Origin of the sequence: Pontibacter burrus, from assembly GCF_010686685.1 — a bacterium.
GTDB lineage: Bacteria > Bacteroidota > Bacteroidia > Cytophagales > Hymenobacteraceae > Pontibacter > Pontibacter burrus.
Map to the genome: position 1 here is coordinate 137,680 of NZ_JAAGWD010000001.1, position 17,985 is coordinate 155,664.

Here is a 17,985-nt window from a genome sequence, read left to right on the forward strand (position 1 = left end):
ACGAATAAGGGCTTGAAAATTATAAAGCCGCAGCTATAGTTTATAGTTGCGGCTTTTGTTTTTATTTTATCTTTTTCTCCAGGGCCTCGGCGTGCTCCAGGTGCTGCCTGATGAGTGGCAGCTGTTTTGAGGCATATTGCTTCACTTCCATCGATACGCCATGTTCAGCCATGTCTTCATAACTGTCCAGAAGCTTATCGTGCAGGTAACGGATTTCGCGAATGTAAGCCAGGTCAAAAGCAATACCTTCTTTAGACGAAACTTCTTCCAGCACATCTTTGTGGGCATTGCCTAAGGTTTGGGGGAGCACAAAATTGGCATTAGCGCCCAGTTCCTGCAGTTCGGTCAGCATCTGTTCATGTACATCCTCCATCTCCTGTGCTATGGCTTTTACCTCGGGACTTACACCACGCGCTATAGCCTCCTGGCTTAGTTGCAGTTGCAGCATGTTGGCACTGGCGGCATCTGCTACAAACAAGGCGTCGTTTTCCATGTTTTTCTGACCGGCTTTTTCGAACTGGGCTATGCTTTGTTCTGCGGCAGCCTTTATGCTATCATTAGAGTTACAGCTGGCCAGCATGCCAACCGTTAATGCCACCAGCAATACAGTAGATAAATATCGTTTCATAGTTATAGGGTTATAAACAGAAAGCATCTGTTAAGTATAGTTACTTACAGATGCTTTCATATGTTTTACAAGTTACTGTAAACCTGCGTAGGTACTGTTATTTCTGTTTATCCAGCATGTCTTTTATTTGTTTGGCGCGCTCGTGGTGCTTCTGTAATACAGGCAAAGTTTTGCTGGCGAAGGCTTTTGCGTCAGCATCATGCAGGTCACGGGCTGCCTCTTCAAATTCATCTATGTCATCTTTATGATCATCTACCATCAGGTTCATGTAGGCTTTGTCGAAATCAGCACCAGTTTTATCACGCAAATTTCTTACATGATCCATGTGATCGCTTCCCATGCTATCGGGCAACATAATACCTTTGGCAGCGGCCAATGCTTTCAGCTCATCGTTTGCTTTGGTATGGTCAGTTACCATCATTTGTCCAAAGTTTTTCACATCGGCATGCTGTCCTTTTTGCTGCGCCAGTTTACCCAGTTCTACTTCCATCATGCCTCCGCTGGCTGCTTTAGTCATAAATTCTGAAAGGTCATCCTTAGTTTCTTCCTGTGGAGTATCTTCAAAAGCCCGCTCGTTTGCTTCCTGGGCTTCTTCAACTGGCTCTTTTTTCTGATTACAGCTAAAGCCAAATAATAGTGCTAAGGCTATTAAACCTGTTGATGTGATTTTTTTCATAGTTGTGTATAATGTTATATTTTTTTATTTTTCTATAAAGTATTTAATATACGCCCTGTGTACGCTATAGTTGTGGTTTATAATACTATAGTTCGGAACCTTTTGCTGGTGTATTTCTTTTGTATTAATTGGGTAAAGGCATCTCCTTCTGCATATAACGCCCTCTGCCGGCACCTTGGATTTTTAGTAAAAGCATTTAAATATTTCGTTATAAACCTTTTATGAGAACAAGAATTACTTCATGGACGAAGGCGGGGCTACTGGCCTTGTTCTTCTTAGGTGCCGGTGCCGTACAAGCGCAGCAGCAGGACCCGGATGCCACCGACATACGGGAAATGGATAAAGACCATGACCGTATCATTAAAATACACCCGCTGCAGCTAGGCGAAGTCTATGTATCAATGGAGAAGCTGCGGACAGAGCGTATTTCCAATGAGTATGGTATCGGCTATATTTATAAAAGCTATCTGAAAGGCGAAACGGATGATTGGCAGGACTTTGAGGCAAAAAATGTAAAGGGCGTAGGCATCCATATGAGCCAGCGACATTATACTTCTAAAACCAAAAGTGCGCCGTTTGGCTTCTTCCACGGACCAGTGTTCGGTTACCGTTTCCTGGTATTTGAGAAAAACGTTTTTGATTTGCCGGAGCAGGATCCTTCTTCTCCTAATTTCAGGTATGTAGGCCGCTTATACCAGAATTCTCTTGATTTGAGCTACCGAATTGGCGGGCAGTTTTTGCTGGGTAACCACTTTACACTGGAAGTAGCCGGTTCGCTTGGCGGCCGCGTAAAGTATGCCAAAGCTACCACTGCCGAAGAATTGCTGCCTGAACACATTATTGGCTATGAACTGATAAAAGACGAGAGCTCTTACCTGGCAGCTACCCCGCTCGCACAGCTTAAGTTTTCGATAGGATACGCCTTCTAAATTTAACTATAAAAAAGAAGCCCGTTTTTACAGATAGCAGGCTTCTTTTTTATAGCTGATGCTTACCTACTTTACCATCTTGTTTAGCACACTATACGAAAGGAGTTTGCCATTCCGGTAACTCTCTGACCGTACGATGCCCACACCCGGCACAAAATATTCTATAGTCTGGATGCGTGTAGCAGGCATGTTCATGCCCATAGCTTTGGTACGCATTTCCATATCCTGGTTTATTTTAAAAGCATTATAAGCCCCGGCTGGCACATTTATACTTTCCTGATCGCCAACGGTACGCCCGGTTATATTCATTACCATAGACGACATCTGCTGCCCGCTGTCTTTATCCAGCACATCAATGGTTAGGGAGCCGTCTTTTAGTTTCTGCCCTGCTGCCAGCCCCGATGGATAATCCATCTGGTCGCCCTGCATCTTTACCTCCATGTTCTTATAAGCAGCCAGCATATCGGGGTTTATCATAGAGCGCATGTCAATTAACATACTACCATCCTGGCAGCTTACCGTGTAATTGCCTTCGGTGGTCAGCTTGCCTTTTTCATCAAAAATCTTGCTATGTATGGTGGCCTCTGTTTTAGCCGGACTGCTGTTGATGGAGGTTACCTTATATTGTACTCTGCCTGTGAGTTTGTCTTTACGGTCGTAGTTCAAGAGCTCATACTCTGCATCATTGGTTAGCAGGTAATATCCTGCGCAGTCCTGTGCTGCAGCCTTCGGAGGTCCTGACACCCAGGTTAACATGACTATAGCAAACAAGTAAAGCAGGTTTCTTTTCTTCATAGCACTATACTTATAAGTAAAACAAATAACAGGAAAGTACAAATATAACGTTCTTTATACCTGATATCCAGGCATAAAGACTTTACAAAGTATATGTACTGATTAAAGGTGTGAACATACAAGAATAGGCAGTAAAAGAAAAAGCCGGAACGTTGGTTCCGGCTTGGTATGGGCAAAACTATAGTTTATAGTTACTCTCCTTTAAACTGCGGTCTGCGCTTTTCATTAAAGGCCGTTACACCTTCTTTATAGTCTGCAGAATTGCCGGCAATTTTCTGGCAGTACGCTTCATAATCCAGCATCTCATCCAGCGACGAGTTAAACGACTTGTTCAGCATCTTTTTCATCAGGCCGATGGCTTTAGTTGGCGCTACTGCATAACGGGCAGCAAGTTCTGCCACAGCTGCATCCAGCTCTTCCGGGGCTACTACTTTGTTAACCATGCCCAGTTGCAATGCTTCTTCTGATGATACTTTTGAACCCAGTGTACTTAACTCAAACGCTTTTAAAGAACCCACCACGCGTGGTAAAAAGAACGACGAACCCGAATCCAGTACCAGCCCGACATTAACAAACACCTCTATCATGCTGGCTGCTGTAGATGCTACTACCAAATCACACGCCAGCGCTAACGAGCAACCTGCACCGGCCGCTACGCCATTCAGTTTGCAGATGATTGGCTTCGGCAAATTGCGCATGGCACGTATAATCGGGTTATAACGCTTCTCCAGCGACTCCGACAAATCACGTTTGCTGGCACTGGCTATGGCTTTTAAATCCTGACCTGAGCAAAAGGCTTTTCCAGCACCAGTAAGCACTACCACACGCACGTTGTTATCGCGGGCTACCTGTTTCAGGGCATCCTGCAGGTCGTAGCTTTGCTGGTCGTTAAAGGCGTTAAATACATCTGGTCGGTTTAGTGTTATAGTTGCCACACCGTCCTGTACCTCATATAGTAAACACTCGTAGGTCATATTTCTATAGTTTGTTTTGTTCTTAGCCAAAGGTAATGTATATGGGGTTAAGTGCAAAGTGCTGTTGTTGCTTGTTGATTTATAGGTTAGTTGTCATCCTGAGCGCTAGTCGAAGGATCTTATGTGTCCTATAGTTGACTGTAGTTGCAACTGGACAAAAGCAGTTTCTTTTAAATTTCCTATAACCCTGGGAGCTTTACTTACCTATCGTTTTATAGTTACTTTGGTGCGCTCACGGCCGCGGGGCCTCGTCTTCGGGCATCGCACGGTGTACCTTTCTTTTGCTCCTATCGTCACAATGCCTTACGGCACCAGAAATCTACAAGGCGCTCAACCCAAAGACTGAGATCGCTCGATAGCTAAGCTATAGCTTATTAAGCTGCTATAGTTCTGTCGCTTTTTCGTGCTCATAGTTCCTTAGGGCAGGCTGCGCCTGCCTGCTCGTGGTCTGGAACTATAGCACTATAGGTGAACTATAGCAATGGCAGAAAGTCCCCTCTTGGGAGGGGTAGGGGTGGGTTAAAAGAGAAACTGTAGAACTATAACTTAACTATAGTAGTAGCAGAAAACTCCCAGCCTTAGACTACCGAGAACGAGAGTTCGAGGGTAGCAAGCGTAGCTCTGAGGGGTTAGGTGTGGTTGGACCTGCACCAACTATGGAGCTATAGCAAGCAACTATAGCAACGACCTAAACCAATAGATCCATTAAACCCCAGTCCAAACAAACTATAGCGCAACTATACCTGCAGTAATTGCTAGTAACAGGCCTGTACCAAATCCTGTGTAAACTTCAGATGGGGTATGTGCGTGTAAGGCTAATCTTGCAGATAAAATCGCTCCGGATAAAACTATGGCTAGCGATATAGGTAGCAGCATTGGCGCATCAGGCACCAGTTTACTCAGGATCAGCAGTAGTCCCAAAGCACCGCCCATACCCACACTATGAGCACTCACTTTCCAAACCAGCGATAGGCCATACGTTAGCACAACTGAGGCGGCAATAATACCCATAATAAAATAGAAGATCTCATCAAAAGCGGGCTCGCGGTAAAGCAGGTAGGTGGTAATGGCATAACACACGCTGGTGAACAGCAACGGCAGGCGGCGTTGTTCGCGGCGCTCCATCTCCATAGAATCCAGGTAACCGGTGCGCACCATGGCGTAAGCTCCTAAACCGGGTATAATAAAGGTGGTAAAAAAGATCATGCCCAGTACGATCCAGCGGCTTTGCATCGGCAACGAAAGTGTTGGCGCTGGCAGGTAATAAAGCACAAAAGCAAACAGGTACGTTGGCAGCAACAGCGGATGTAAAACTACAGAAAGGGCTTTCGCGAGCGAACGGTTCACGTTGATTAATTATGAATTAAGAATTATGAATGATGAATTGATCTTTAGATCTATAGGTGTTGCTATACTTATGGGTTTATACTTTGCTGTAATTCACAATTTATAATTCAGCATTCATAATTCTATAGTTATAGTTCTTTGCGCAGGCGGGCTACCGGTATATTAAGCTGCTCGCGGTATTTAGCTACGGTACGGCGGGCTATGTTGTAACCCTTCTCGTTCAGTATCTGCTCTATTTTCTCATCCGACAGCGGCTTACGCTTGTTCTCGCCGTCAATAATCTCTTTCAGGATATGCTTTACCTCACGGCTGCTGGCATCTTCGCCGGAGTCGGTGGCGATACCTTCGGAGAAGAAATATTTGAGCGGGTAAATACCGAACTCAGTCTGCACGGCTTTGCTGTTTGCCACGCGGCTTACGGTACTGATGTCCATGCCAATTTCTTCGGCAATATCTTTCAGGATCATCGGGCGCAGTAAGCTTTCGTCACCTTCCAGAAAGAAATCATGCTGGTATTTGATAATAGCTTCCATGGTGCGCAGCAGGGTATTCTGGCGTTGGCGAATGGCATCTATAAACCACTTAGCCGCATCCAGTTTCTGCTTCACAAAGGTTACCGTCTCCTTCAGCTTTTTGTCCTTCTTATCCGACTTGTCATAGGCATCAAACATATCGGCATACGAGCGGCTGATGCGCAGGTCAGGGGCGTTGCGCGAGTTAAGCGACAGCTCCAGCTGGCCGTTGTTGTTGTTGGTCAGGATAAAATCCGGGATGATGTATTGGATGCGCGTTGAGCCAGCGCCTGAACCACCTGGTTTCGGGTTCAGTTTCGTGATCAGGTCAATAGCCTTTTTCAGTGCATCTTCGGTTACTCCAAACTTGCTCTGTATTTTCTGGTAATGCTTTTTGGTGAACTCATCAAAAGCGTCCTCCAGAATGCGCTCGGCCAGTATGGTGGTTTCGTCCTGGTCGCGGCGGTGCAATTGCAGCAGCAAACATTCGGGCAGGTCGCGGGCAGCAATCCCAGCCGGGTCGAAGGTCTGGATCATGTGCAGCACGTCTTCGATCTCTTCTTCGCAGGCATCCACATTCTGCGAAAAAGCCAGGTCGTTGGAGATGGAGCTCAATTCACGACGAATATAGCCATCGCTGTCGATACTGCCAATCAGCTGCATGCCAATGGTATGCTGTTTGTCGTCCAGGTCAAGGAAGCCGAGCTGGTCCAATAACTGATCGGTTAGCGTAGACGTCATCGCGATCGGCATTTCGCGGTCTTCTTCGTCATCGCCGCCACGGTCGCCCTGCATTTTGTAGCCGCTTATCTCATCGTCGTTCAGATAGTCGTTAATGTCTACGTCATCTTTGCCGTAATCGTCGTCGCTGTCGCCGTAGTCGTCATCCGAGTCGCCGTACAGGTCATCCATGGGCTCGTCGCTGCCTTCTTCCAGGGCCGGGTTTACTTCCAGTTCTTCCTTTATGCGCATCTCGAGCTCGGCCGTAGGTATCTGCAACAGCTTGATAAATTGTATCTGCTGCGGCGATAGCTTCTGCTGTAAAAGTTGTCTGAGGTCGAGGCGCTGCATGGTGTAAAGTCTGTTCTGTAACGGTTACCCGTATTTCAAATTTAGAATAATTTTACTCGCAATATCAACAAAAGGTTGAAATTTCGTGTGTTTAGCACATTTTTTGTTAGTAACAGTCATCCACGCCGCCAGGTTTATCGCTTTTTATAGTTTCTGCTGTACCTTTGCAGACTTTCAACTATAAACTATAGTTTGTAGGCCACTACATTTCCGGTCTTTCTTTCTACCTTTATAGTTGGCTACATTTAAATTTTATAAACGCAACGTTACATGCAACGCACAAAAGTTAAAGACCTGTTATCAGGCGCCGCAGCAGGCCAGGATGTCCTGCTGAAAGGCTGGGTGCGCACCAAGCGCGGAAATAAGTACGTGAACTTTATTGCCGTTAACGACGGCTCTACTATAAATAATATCCAGGTTGTAGCCGATGCCAATAATTTCAGCGAAGAGCAACTGAAGGACGTAACGACGGGCGCCGCTGTTTCTATCTCTGGTGAGTTGATAGCATCGCAGGGCAAAGGCCAGGCGTTTGAAGTGCAGGCTAAAACTATAGAAGTACTGGGCAAAGCTGACCCTGAAACATACCCGCTGCAGAAGAAGGCACACTCGCTGGAGTTTTTGCGTGAGATCGCACACCTGCGTTTCCGTACCAACACCTTTGGCGCTGTGTTCAGAGTGCGTAACACGCTTGCTTTTGCGGTACACAAGTTTTTTAACGAGAAAGGCTTTGTATACATGCACACGCCGATCATCACAGCGTCGGATGCCGAAGGTGCTGGCGAGATGTTCCGCGTAACGACGCTTGACCCGGTTAACCCTCCGCGCACTGAGAATGGCGAAGTTAACTATGAAGAGGATTTCTTCGGCAAGGCTACGAACCTGACGGTATCTGGTCAACTGGAAGGTGAACTAGCGGCTATGGCGTTCAGCGATATTTATACCTTCGGCCCTACTTTCAGAGCTGAAAACTCGAACACTACGCGCCACCTGGCGGAGTTCTGGATGATTGAGCCAGAAATGGCTTTCTACGATCTGAAAATGAACGCTGACCTGGCTGAGGAGTTTATCAAATACATCATCCGTTACGCCTTGGAGAACAACCGCGAGGACATCGAGTTCCTGGGCCAGCGCTTAACAGAAGAAGACAAAGCCAAGCCACAGAACGAGCGTCAGGAAATGACTTTGCTCGAGAAGCTAGAGTTTGTGGTGAACAACGACTTTGAGCGCGTTACTTACACAGAGGCAATCGACATCCTGCTGAACTCGAACCACTACAAGAAGAAGAAATTCCAGTACGAAGTTAGCTGGGGCATCGACCTGCAGAGCGAGCACGAGCGCTATCTGGTAGAGAAGCACTTCAAGAAGCCGGTTATCGTAACGGATTATCCGAAAGACATTAAAGCCTTCTATATGCGCCTGAATGATGATGGCAAAACCGTGGCGGCTATGGATATTCTGGCTCCGGGCATCGGCGAGATTGTAGGTGGCTCGCAGCGTGAAGAACGTATCGATATTCTGGTGGAGCGCATGAAAGGCGTAGGCATACACGAAGAAGATCTGTGGTGGTACCTGGATACCCGCCGTTTCGGTGGCTGTCCGCACGCTGGTTTCGGACTTGGCTTCGAGCGTATGGTGCAATTCGTTACCGGTATGGGCAACATCCGGGACGTAATTCCTTTCCCAAGAACACCGCAGAACGCAGAGTTTTAAGCTTAAACTATAGGTTTAATAGAGCCCGATCAGGAATGGTCGGGCTTTTTGTTTTTGTCAGAATCAGGATTTGCAGGATTGGGGTTTTGCTGTAGTTAGGCTTATAGCTCTATAGCTGGAGTTGGTCTAACCACTCCTGACCCATCAGAGCTAGGCTCGAACTCTCGTTCTCGGTAGTCTAAGGCGGGGAGCTCTGAGCCTATGCTATAGTTGGAGCTACAGTTTTATCATCCCCCTACCCCCTTCCAAGGGGGACTTTCTGTCTTTTCTATAGTTATCGATATCGTTCTATAGTTCGTATCTTAACCCACCCCTACCCCTCCCAAAAGGGGAATTCTGCTGTTGCTATAGTTACTCTATCATTCTATAGTTCCAGACCACGAACAGGCGGGCGCAGCCTGCCCTTACGAAATACTACCACGGAAAGGCGATGTAACTATTGTCATTCAACAAACTATAGTGGTAGCTATCGAGTGGTTTCAGTCTTTGGGTTGAGCGCCTTGTAGATTTCTGGTGCCGTCAGGCATTGCGAGGAACGAGCAAAAGAAAGGTACACCGCGCGATGCCCGAAGACGCGGCCGTGAGCGCACCAAAGCTAGATATGAAACTGTAGGTTAGTAGAGCTCCCAGGACCAGTAGTTGCTATGAAAGAAACTACTTGTTCCCAGTTGCAACGATGGTTAGCTATGGAAGGATAGCTTCAACTATAGTTGGCGATAGATTTCTAGCTTAAGCTCGAAATGACAATAGTGAAAGTATAGGATATATAAGATCCCTCGGCTTACGCTCGTGATGACAAGTAAAAAGTTGACTATACTCCAGACACTCACAAGAGCTGCGCACACTGTGAGGTCTTAAAAAGGAAACAAAATTTATCTTAAAAAGCTATCAATCTGGCTGGAAATTTGCTTGTTATAACTTGTAATTCGTAACTTAAACTATGCATAGATTCATCCTAACCTTACTCATGTTCCTGGGCTTTGCACAGATGGCCAGTGCCCAGCGTGAGTTTGCTAACCTGGAGTTACCACTACGCCGGCCTGAGGACCTTGTAACTGTGGCCGACGATAACGGAAATGTATGTTTATACTTCTTCCAGAACAACAAACTGCATTTCACACTTCTCTCTCCTGCTGGCGCAGTTATAGCGCAGCACGAAATACCTTACCGCTGGAACCGCGATCCGCAGGTGCTGGGCACACGTGTAACCGCTACCGATTTTATTTTCTACAGCCGCTACGAAAATGGCCGCCGCGATTATGTGCGTCCGTTTGCCATTGACCGTAAATCTGGTGCTTTCCGAAGCATGCAGGACGTAGAGTTGCAGAAAGAGCGAAACACTTACTTTGTGGGTGGTTTTGGTGATGATGACCATTTCTATATGCTTTATACCGACCGTAAAGACCGCCTGCACCTGTACCGCAGCAACGACTCACCGGAGGGACTAGCAAAAATGGATCTGCAGATCTTTGAGCCTAAAATGCCTGACTCACGTACCCGTGATTCGCGTCTGGCTGACCTGATGTATGTTCATCCGGACATGGAGCGGACCGTGATTGCCGGCTACCATCGCAGCAAAATCTATAGTCGGGATGGCGCTATTTATATGATCTTTGACGGTCACGCTTTAAAGGGTGCTAAAAGAGAAGCGACCACCGAAATTCTGCGACTGGACTGGGAAACAGGAGAAACCAGCTACCGCACACTTCCAGCCATTACTCAGCGTAATTCGCCGGTCTTCAACTCATTCCTGTTCCGCGACACCCTGTTCCGACTGCAGCTCGAAGACGATAAGCTGAACCTGACTGCCTATAATTTCAACGACCTGCAGCCAATTAAAACCTATACTTTTAAAGGCGATGAGGAGATCACCATCAAATCTACTCCGGTTTACCAGCGGGGTGTGCGTGGCCTTTTTAAATCGGATGTGGATACTGTAAAGCAAACAAACAGGATCATGCGCAAGCTGGCTGATGGGTTGCCTGCTATTACTGTAGATGCCTTTACCGACAGCACGCTTCAGCTCACGATCGGTTCTTACGAGCCACCAACTGTACGCGATCCATCGTCTGATATGACACGCATGGTACGAACTCCAGACCGTTATTACCGCACCTCGCGCGGTCTGATGATGATACCGGGCCGCTGGACGCCGGCTTATAACATTCCGAGCTATTACCTGAACTCGCCTTACTATAGCCGCTACTTCTACGACCCGAACGGGCAACGCTATAGTCAGCCATCGGGACCGGGTGTGAGTACGTACTTCAGAGCTGTGCTGGACAGCAACACGCTAACCAAAGCCAGCGATACCAGCGAACTGGTGCAGGACAAGCTGGATAAGTTTGAGCAGGAGCTGAAGTCGGAGCCGGATTATAAAACTGTTTACCGTTATGGCAATAAGCTGCACTATGGGTACTACGACCGCAAATCCAAGACCTTTAAGATAATGGAGTTTGCTGCCAAATAATCAAGCTTTAGAGTAATACAGAAAAAGGCGCTGCCCGATGTGGGTCAGCGCCTTTTTTGTGAGCTATAGTTTATAGTTACTGCTTTTGCTCCATCAGCTTCTGCACTCTAGCCTGCAAGGCCGGGTCCTGCTGTAGGGCTATCATAATCTGCTCGTACTTTTCTACTGTCATACCATCTTTTACTATAGCGGCCTGCATGTTTTGCTCCATGGCAGGCTGCATTTCCATCATGCGTTGCGCCGAACGGTTAAAAGCGGCATGCTCTTCAGGGGTAGCCTTTACTTCGTTTATTTTCTGCTCCTGGTGCGCCTTCGCCATTTCACTGAATTTCTCTACGCTCAGTTTTTCTTCGGTAAGGATAGCCAGCATTGCTTTTTCGCCTTCCTGCTGTATCACCATCAAACGATTGTTGGCATCTGCAAACTGCTTTATTTCAGCATCAGTAAAGGCTGCAGGTTTAGTTTGCTGCGTTTTAGGCTGTACAGGCTGCTGCGCAAACGCTGCATTTGTAACTGCTGTAGCACCCACTAAAAGTATGGCAACAGCAAGCCCTTTCAGTTTTTTATGTAATGTGTTCATAAGGTTCAGGATTTGATTTTTTAAGATGTGAAATCGGTTTAGCGAGCCGCAAAAAGCAACGGCCAGAACAACTTATACTTTCTTTTAAAAGGTTTTGTTGTTTTCAGGCAGAGGCTGCTCGCAGCTTAATCTATAGTTGGGACAGCAAACTGCATGTTAAATAATGGAAGGCGCCAGTCGTTTCGCACAGTGAGAAATTACTATCAGCTATCGCTGGATAAAGCAAATACAGCTTTATCAACATCTATAGTTTACTATATTTTAATCTTAAAATGTTTTAATTAGCTTTATGCATAAATGTTGATAAACTATAGTTATGAAACAAACTTTACTTTTAGCCCTATTTGTTTTCTCCCTACTTGCCTACCTGCCTGAGGCCCACGCACAAGCTTATCGCCCTGGCTTTATTGTAAAAGCCGAAGGTGATACAATCAGGGGGTTAGTGAAATACCAGGAAGGCAAAAGCCGCTACACATCCTGCACCTTTAAAACAGACGAGAACGCAGCGGCACAAAAATTCAAGCCAGAGGATATTACGGCTTACAGCATTCTGAACGAGGGACTTTTTGAAAGCAAACAAATTACTAACCACGAAAACATCCAGCTCAAAACGTTTGTAGAAGTGCTGACGCATGGCAAACTAAGCCTGTATGAGTACCGGAACATGCTTTACCTGGCAAAAGAGAATGGCGGCCTGCAGCGGGTAGCCGCCAGATCCAATGAGCCGGGCACTACTGGTACACCTGGCGAACAGCAGGTTAAAACTACATCTACAGGACACCTGATCCTGATTAACACGCTTACCTACGACTGCCCTGTGCCGGAAGAGCTGCTCACAAAAGTGCTCAGGAAAATATCAGCCCCTAACATGCTGGCTATAGTTAATGCCTACAATAACTGCCAGGCTCCGAACAGCAGCAAAACTTATAAGCAGGAAAAACCATGGCTCGCGATCGAAAAAGGTGTTTTAGTTGGTGCCCATAGCACAAAAATTGGCTTTACTGCAGGACCATATGCCATCAAAGACGTTGATTTTGCAGCAAAGACAAACCTTATAGTTGGTGGGCACCTTAACTTCTTGTCGCCAAAAAGAAGTGAAAGGATTTCTATTCAGCTGGATGCTTTCTTTAGTAAGGAGAGTTACGAGGGTTACCTGGAGCAACCTGAACCGCTTATTTTTAAGCGTAACTATTATACTATAGATTTCTCAAGGGTATCGGCAGTGGCAATGGCCCGTTACACAATAGCCAACCATAAAAGATTAAGCCCTTATGTTGCAGCCGGTGTATCGGGCAACTTCATTATCAGCGAGAATGCCGGTATAGTGCAGCGAAAAGAAACCACCATTAACGATGTGAAATACGAAAGCACCGAAACCTCTGACGCTTACCTGGATATGACCTATTATGCAGGCTTAACGGCAGCGCTCGGTACAAGCTACACACTTAGCAGCAAGCAAATGCTCCTTGTGCAGGTTAGGGCAGAACAGGGTGTGGGCACTAAATCCAGCGCTTACGCAGAGACGCGACTTTCGCTATATCCTGAGCAGAACCCGAGCTTTTATCTGTCGGTGGCTTATGTATTTAAGTAATATTGCAGAGCTGCACAAATCGTAATCTGGCTCCTTATCACTTTATCAGGTTATCACTTTATCAGGATATCTATCTAACGTTATTACATTTATCATGAGGCATTCTTATCTATTTGTTTTAACCGCTATTTGCCTGCTGGCCTTCCTGCCCGATGCAACAGCACAAACTTACCGCCCAGGGTTTATTGTAAGAGCCGAAGGCGATACGCTCAGGGGCCTTGTAAAGTACAGGGAAGGCAACGCGCGGTATGCCTCGTGCATTTTTAAGGCCAATGAAAGGGCCGCTTCGCAGGAGTATGGAATTGATGATATCGTAGCTTATGGTATTACCAACGACGCAATGTTTGAGGTTAAAACCATCACCAATCTGAAGCAAAAGCAGATAAAGACCTTTGTTGAAGTGCTGAACCACGGAAAGCTGAGCCTTTACGGGTACCGGAATATGTTTTTCCTGCAAAAGGAAAACGAGGACCTGCACCTGATAAGCACGAAATCAAATACTTCGGCTGTAGGCGGTACGGTTGGCCAGCAAATGGTTTCCACCAGCACTACAGGTCACCTGATTCTTCTTAACACGCTTACCTACGACTGCCCTGTGCCGGAAGAGTTGCTCACAAAAGTGTTGAGAAAAGTAAAGGGTCCGGACATACAGGCTATAGTAGTGGCTTACAACAACTGTGCTTCCCCTAACAACAACATTACCTATAAACAGGACAAGCCGTGGGTAAAAATAGAGAAAGGCATTCTGATAGGCAGCCATGCTGCAAGCTTGAACATGACCACCGCATATTATTCCGACCAGAAGGCCGAGTTCCCGTTAACTTCTAACCTGATAGTGGGCGGCCACTTTAACCTGATGTCGCCGAGGAGAAGTGAGAAGTTCTCTGTAATTGTAGACGCTTACTTTAGCTCAGAGAAATACGAGGGCTACCACGGGAACATGAGGCCCAACCTTAAGCACCGCAGCGATTACAGTGTGGAAATGAAACGCCTGGCTGCGGTAACAATGGCCCGCTTTAACCTTGGCACTTACCAGAAGTTTAACCCATACTATGGTATTGGTGTGGCGCACAACTATGTTATTGATAGCAAGGCCACCAGGAGACAGGAAACAGAAATACTTGTGTTAGGGGTAAGGCATGTTGAGACCGACATTACAGAAACTGATCTTAATTTCAGCTATCATGCAGGTTTAACGGCAGCGCTGGGTACAACTTACCAGTTTAACCCAAAGCATAAGGTTGCCTTCCAGTTCAGAGCCGAGCGCAGCGTATTTTTATCGCGCAGGGCATTTGAGAACAAGGATCACTCCTTTAACCTGAAAAACTCAATGACTTACTACCTGACAGCCGCTTACATCCTGAAGTAATGACAACTATAGTTTATTTATCATGAGATACTACACCAGCCATATTATTGTATTAGTATTGCTTTTTACGGCACTGCTTACTTCCTGCTCCGACGATAGCCCAAGCCCCGCAAGAGATTATCACCAGCTGAAAAACCATGCTGTTACAAATACTGCTGCTACAAGGGCAACGTTCAGCGCCAGTATTATCCATACAGGCCCGGAGCCGATTCTGGAACACGGCTTTACATGGGGCAAAACAAAGCCCTTTGCTGATCAGAAAGTTTTCGGATTGGTAGAGCTCGGGAGCCGCTCGAATGACACCGGCACTTTTACAGCAACCGTAGATGATTATCAGTTCGAGAAGAAGGCGACATACTACGTAAGGCCTTTTGTAAGAACAGCCAACACTATGGTATATGGAGACATGGTCACATTTATCCCGCACCGCTAGGCATACCCATGTAAAGCAACCAGGATATCCTGCTTCCGCTATGCGCGGGGGCAGGATTTTTTATTCACTGACCTTACCGGTACAGCATAAATCTGCAGGCGTGCTATAGTTGTACCGGTTTAAATTTTAGAGCCTTTTAGACGGATGCATCTTTGAGACGTAGCTTAAGGGCTACGACAGAGACCTGCACCAGATAACTAAACTATTCCGCTAAACTGGATGCTGATTTTATACTTGGCCTTTTCACAAACTGTTCCTTTTTCAGGTTCAGCCACTCCAGGGCAGTGCCGCTCAGCATACGTTCTATAGTTGCCAGGTCATAAGGCATGGATTCTATGAGTTTACCGGGCTCCAGTTCACCTAACGGGAAAGGGTAATCCGTACCTAACGCAATTTTATCCGCACCAACCAGGTTTACCAGATACTCCAGCATCATAGGGTCGTGCACCAGCGAATCGAAGTAGAACTTGCCCAGGTACTCGCGTGGGTTTACGTTATTATCGATAGCGCAAAGGTCTGGCCGCACTTCAAAACCATGAGCAATACGACCTATAGTTGACGGGAAAGAACCGCCGCCATGCGCGAACGCGACACGCAGTTTTGGCAAACGCTCAAATATACCACCAAATATCATCGAGCAGATAGCTACGGTAGTTTCGGCTGGCATGCCAACCAGCCAGGGCATCCAGTATTTGCTGGTTCGGTCTTTGCCCAGCATATCCCAGGGATGCACAAAAATAGCAGCGCCTAAATCCTGGGCAGCTTCAAAAATCGGGAACAACTTCGGCTCATCCAGGTTGCAGCCATTTACGTTAGTGCCGATCTGTATACCGGGCATCCCCAGTTCTTTCACGCAGCGCTCCAGCTCTTTTATCGCCAGGTCGGTGTCCTGCATCGGCACGGTTCCCAAGCCAATAAAACGGTCCGGGTAATCAGCGACTACGCCGGCAATGTGGTCATTCAGGAGTTTGCTCAGGTCGTAGGTATGTTCAGGCTTTGCCCAGTAGTTGAACATAACCGGAACCGTACTCAGCACCTGTACCCCCACCTTATGCTGACTGCACTCATGCATGCGCACAACCGGGTCCCAGCAGTTATCCTGAATCTCGCGGAAGAACTTGTTATCCATCATCATGCGGGCGCAGCAGGGCTTGTGGTGCTCCAGGCGTACAAAACCACCATAACCGTAGCGCTCGCGCAGGTCGGGCCAGGTAGCAGGCAAAATGTGCGTGTGTATGTCGATCTTCAGCAGACCGGCATCGGTAAGTACAAGTTCAGCAGGGGTTTGTTTGTGCATAGTTTAAAAGGGTGAGAATGCTGTATTCAGGGGTACGGCACTGTCGGGCAATCCAACAATATACAAATTCTATACATTACATACGAACTATAAACGCAAAAGCTTCCTGCGCAAACAGAACTATAGTGATATCTTACTTGATAATTTAAACAATGTAAACCAACTATAGCAAAAGCAAAACACACCAAATGCGTATATTCGCAGACCTTTACAAACTATAGCCAAACTTTTAGGCGCTAACCACAAGCTTACATGACCTATCAGAACACACTTGCCTTTGCGCAGGAGCAGGATAAACAGGATACTTTACATCACTTCAGAGATAAGTTTTACTTTCCGCAGGTAAACGGCCAGGATGCCATCTATTTCTGTGGCAACTCGCTGGGGCTGCAGCCAAAATCGGCGCAGATGTATATCGATAACGAGATGTATAAATGGGCAAACCTGGCTGTAGAGGGGCATTTTAAAGGCGAAGAGCCTTGGTTTAATTACCATGAGCTGTTAGCTGCCGGTGCTGCCCGTGTGGTTGGTGCTAAAGAAAGCGAAGTGGTGATCATGAACCAGCTCACCGTGAACCTGCACCTGATGCTGGTATCGTTCTACAGACCAGAAGGCAAGCGTTTCAAGATCATTACCGAAGCCGGCGCATTCCCATCAGACCAATACGCCCTGGAAACGCAGACCAGGTTCCATGGCTATAACCCCGACGAAGCTATAGTTGAACTGTACCCGCGCGAAGGCGAGCACACACTGCGCACCGAAGACATTCTGCAAGCCATAAAAGACAATGCCGAAGAACTGGCACTGGTGATGATGGGAGGCATAAACTACTATACCGGCCAGGTGTTCGACATAGAAGCCATTACCAAAGCGGGCCACGAAGTCGGCGCTATAGTTGGGTTCGACCTGGCACATGCTGCCGGCAACGTACCGGTTAAGCTGCACGACTGGGGTGTGGATTTTGCCGTGTGGTGTACTTATAAATACCTGAACTCAGGCCCGGGTGGTACGTCTGGTGTTTTTGTGCACGAGCGCCACGCCAACAACCCCGACCTGCCGCGTTTTGCCGGCTGGTGGGGCCACGATGCCAGCGTGCGTTTCCAGATGAAGAAAGGCTTTATACCAATGCAGGGAGCTGCAGGCTGGCAGTTGAGCAACGCACAGATTCTACCGTTGGCCGTACACCGCGCTTCTTTGGAGCTGTTTGACGAAGCTGGCATGGACAACCTGCGCGCTAAAAGCGAAAGACTGACCGGCTACCTGGAGTACCTGATCAACGATGTGCATGTAGGCAAAGATGTACTGGAAATGATAACCCCAGCCGACCCGAAAGCCCGCGGCTGCCAGATCTCGCTGCTTGTTAAAAGGGATGCCCGTGTGCTGTTTAACAAATTAATGGAAGCCGGCATTATAGTGGATTACCGCGAACCAAACGTAATACGCGTAGCCCCTACCCCGCTTTACAACAGCTTCGAGGAAGTGTATCGCTTCTCTGAAATACTACACCAGTGCCTTGAGAATTAACTATAGTTACCAAAACTATAGCTTCTATAGCTTCAGCAGTAAAACAGAGCTTTATTGTTTCTAGTATTGCGCCCTTGCT

General features: G+C 47.0%; 15 protein-coding genes. 7 read left to right on the plus strand and 8 right to left on the minus strand.

What is annotated here, in order from left to right; genetic code table 11:
* Positions 1 to 61 precede the first annotated feature (61 nt).
* Together GXP69_RS00775 and GXP69_RS00780 are read right to left on the minus strand one after the other, a co-directional pair.
* On the minus strand, positions 62 to 628 hold the full coding sequence (locus GXP69_RS00775; protein ID WP_163911056.1) for a DUF4142 domain-containing protein: 567 nt from the start codon (positions 626 to 628) through the stop codon (positions 62 to 64).
* A 97-nt stretch (positions 629 to 725) separates the two neighbouring features.
* Positions 726 to 1,304, minus strand: a complete 579-nt coding sequence (locus GXP69_RS00780; RefSeq protein WP_163911059.1) for a DUF4142 domain-containing protein — start codon at positions 1,302 to 1,304, stop codon at positions 726 to 728.
* 221 nt (positions 1,305 to 1,525) lie between these two features.
* On the opposite strand from GXP69_RS00780, the gene GXP69_RS00785 reads away from it, so the two are divergent.
* The gene (locus tag GXP69_RS00785) at positions 1,526 to 2,233 is read left to right on the plus strand and encodes an ABC transporter ATP-binding protein (RefSeq protein WP_163911062.1); all 708 of its coding nucleotides are present in this window, start codon (positions 1,526 to 1,528) and stop codon (positions 2,231 to 2,233) included.
* A 66-nt stretch (positions 2,234 to 2,299) separates the two neighbouring features.
* Here GXP69_RS00785 and GXP69_RS00790 read toward each other — a convergent pair whose 3' ends face one another.
* From GXP69_RS00790 to rpoN, 4 genes are all read right to left on the minus strand, one after another.
* The gene (locus tag GXP69_RS00790) at positions 2,300 to 3,028 is read right to left on the minus strand and encodes a TapB family protein (protein ID WP_163911065.1); all 729 of its coding nucleotides are present in this window, start codon (positions 3,026 to 3,028) and stop codon (positions 2,300 to 2,302) included.
* 191 nt (positions 3,029 to 3,219) lie between these two features.
* The gene (locus GXP69_RS00795; RefSeq protein ID WP_163911068.1) at positions 3,220 to 4,002 is read right to left on the minus strand and encodes an enoyl-CoA hydratase-related protein; all 783 of its coding nucleotides are present in this window, start codon (positions 4,000 to 4,002) and stop codon (positions 3,220 to 3,222) included.
* Positions 4,003 to 4,728: 726 nt separating this feature from the next.
* Positions 4,729 to 5,349 carry a hypothetical protein gene (locus tag GXP69_RS00800; RefSeq protein WP_163911070.1) on the minus strand — a complete coding sequence of 207 codons (621 nt, stop codon included), beginning with the start codon at positions 5,347 to 5,349 and terminating at the stop codon, positions 4,729 to 4,731.
* Positions 5,350 to 5,477: 128 nt separating this feature from the next.
* The gene (rpoN, locus tag GXP69_RS00805) at positions 5,478 to 6,932 is read right to left on the minus strand and encodes an RNA polymerase factor sigma-54 (RefSeq protein ID WP_163911073.1); all 1,455 of its coding nucleotides are present in this window, start codon (positions 6,930 to 6,932) and stop codon (positions 5,478 to 5,480) included.
* 270 nt (positions 6,933 to 7,202) lie between these two features.
* Here rpoN and asnS point away from each other — a divergent pair, with 270 nt between their 5' ends.
* Both asnS and GXP69_RS00815 read left to right on the plus strand, forming a co-directional pair.
* On the plus strand, positions 7,203 to 8,642 hold the full coding sequence (asnS, locus tag GXP69_RS00810; protein WP_163911076.1) for an asparagine--tRNA ligase: 1,440 nt from the start codon (positions 7,203 to 7,205) through the stop codon (positions 8,640 to 8,642).
* Between the two features lie 940 nt (positions 8,643 to 9,582).
* The gene (locus GXP69_RS00815; RefSeq protein ID WP_163911078.1) at positions 9,583 to 11,112 is read left to right on the plus strand and encodes a hypothetical protein; all 1,530 of its coding nucleotides are present in this window, start codon (positions 9,583 to 9,585) and stop codon (positions 11,110 to 11,112) included.
* A gap of 76 nt (positions 11,113 to 11,188) precedes the next feature.
* Here GXP69_RS00815 and GXP69_RS00820 read toward each other — a convergent pair whose 3' ends face one another.
* Complete coding sequence (locus GXP69_RS00820; RefSeq protein ID WP_163911081.1) at positions 11,189 to 11,692, minus strand: DUF4168 domain-containing protein; 504 nt, start codon at positions 11,690 to 11,692, stop codon at positions 11,189 to 11,191.
* 316 nt (positions 11,693 to 12,008) lie between these two features.
* On the opposite strand from GXP69_RS00820, the gene GXP69_RS00825 reads away from it, so the two are divergent.
* The 3 genes from GXP69_RS00825 (at position 12,009) to GXP69_RS00835 (ending at position 15,085) form a co-directional block, all read left to right on the plus strand.
* Positions 12,009 to 13,283, plus strand: a complete 1,275-nt coding sequence (locus GXP69_RS00825) for a hypothetical protein (RefSeq protein WP_163911085.1) — start codon at positions 12,009 to 12,011, stop codon at positions 13,281 to 13,283.
* A gap of 94 nt (positions 13,284 to 13,377) precedes the next feature.
* Positions 13,378 to 14,652 (plus strand): hypothetical protein, encoded by a 1,275-nt coding sequence (locus tag GXP69_RS00830; protein WP_163911088.1) that lies wholly within the window; start codon positions 13,378 to 13,380, stop codon positions 14,650 to 14,652.
* Between the two features lie 22 nt (positions 14,653 to 14,674).
* Entirely contained in the window at positions 14,675 to 15,085 is a 411-nt protein-coding gene (locus GXP69_RS00835) for a hypothetical protein (protein ID WP_163911091.1), read from the plus strand.
* A gap of 202 nt (positions 15,086 to 15,287) precedes the next feature.
* On the opposite strand, the gene GXP69_RS00840 is transcribed toward GXP69_RS00835, so the two are convergent.
* A complete protein-coding gene (locus tag GXP69_RS00840) occupies positions 15,288 to 16,382 on the minus strand; it encodes an amidohydrolase family protein (protein WP_204281874.1) in 1,095 nt (364 codons plus the stop codon).
* A 252-nt stretch (positions 16,383 to 16,634) separates the two neighbouring features.
* On the opposite strand from GXP69_RS00840, the gene kynU reads away from it, so the two are divergent.
* The gene (gene kynU / locus GXP69_RS00845; RefSeq protein ID WP_163911094.1) at positions 16,635 to 17,906 is read left to right on the plus strand and encodes a kynureninase; all 1,272 of its coding nucleotides are present in this window, start codon (positions 16,635 to 16,637) and stop codon (positions 17,904 to 17,906) included.
* Positions 17,907 to 17,985 lie beyond the last annotated feature (79 nt).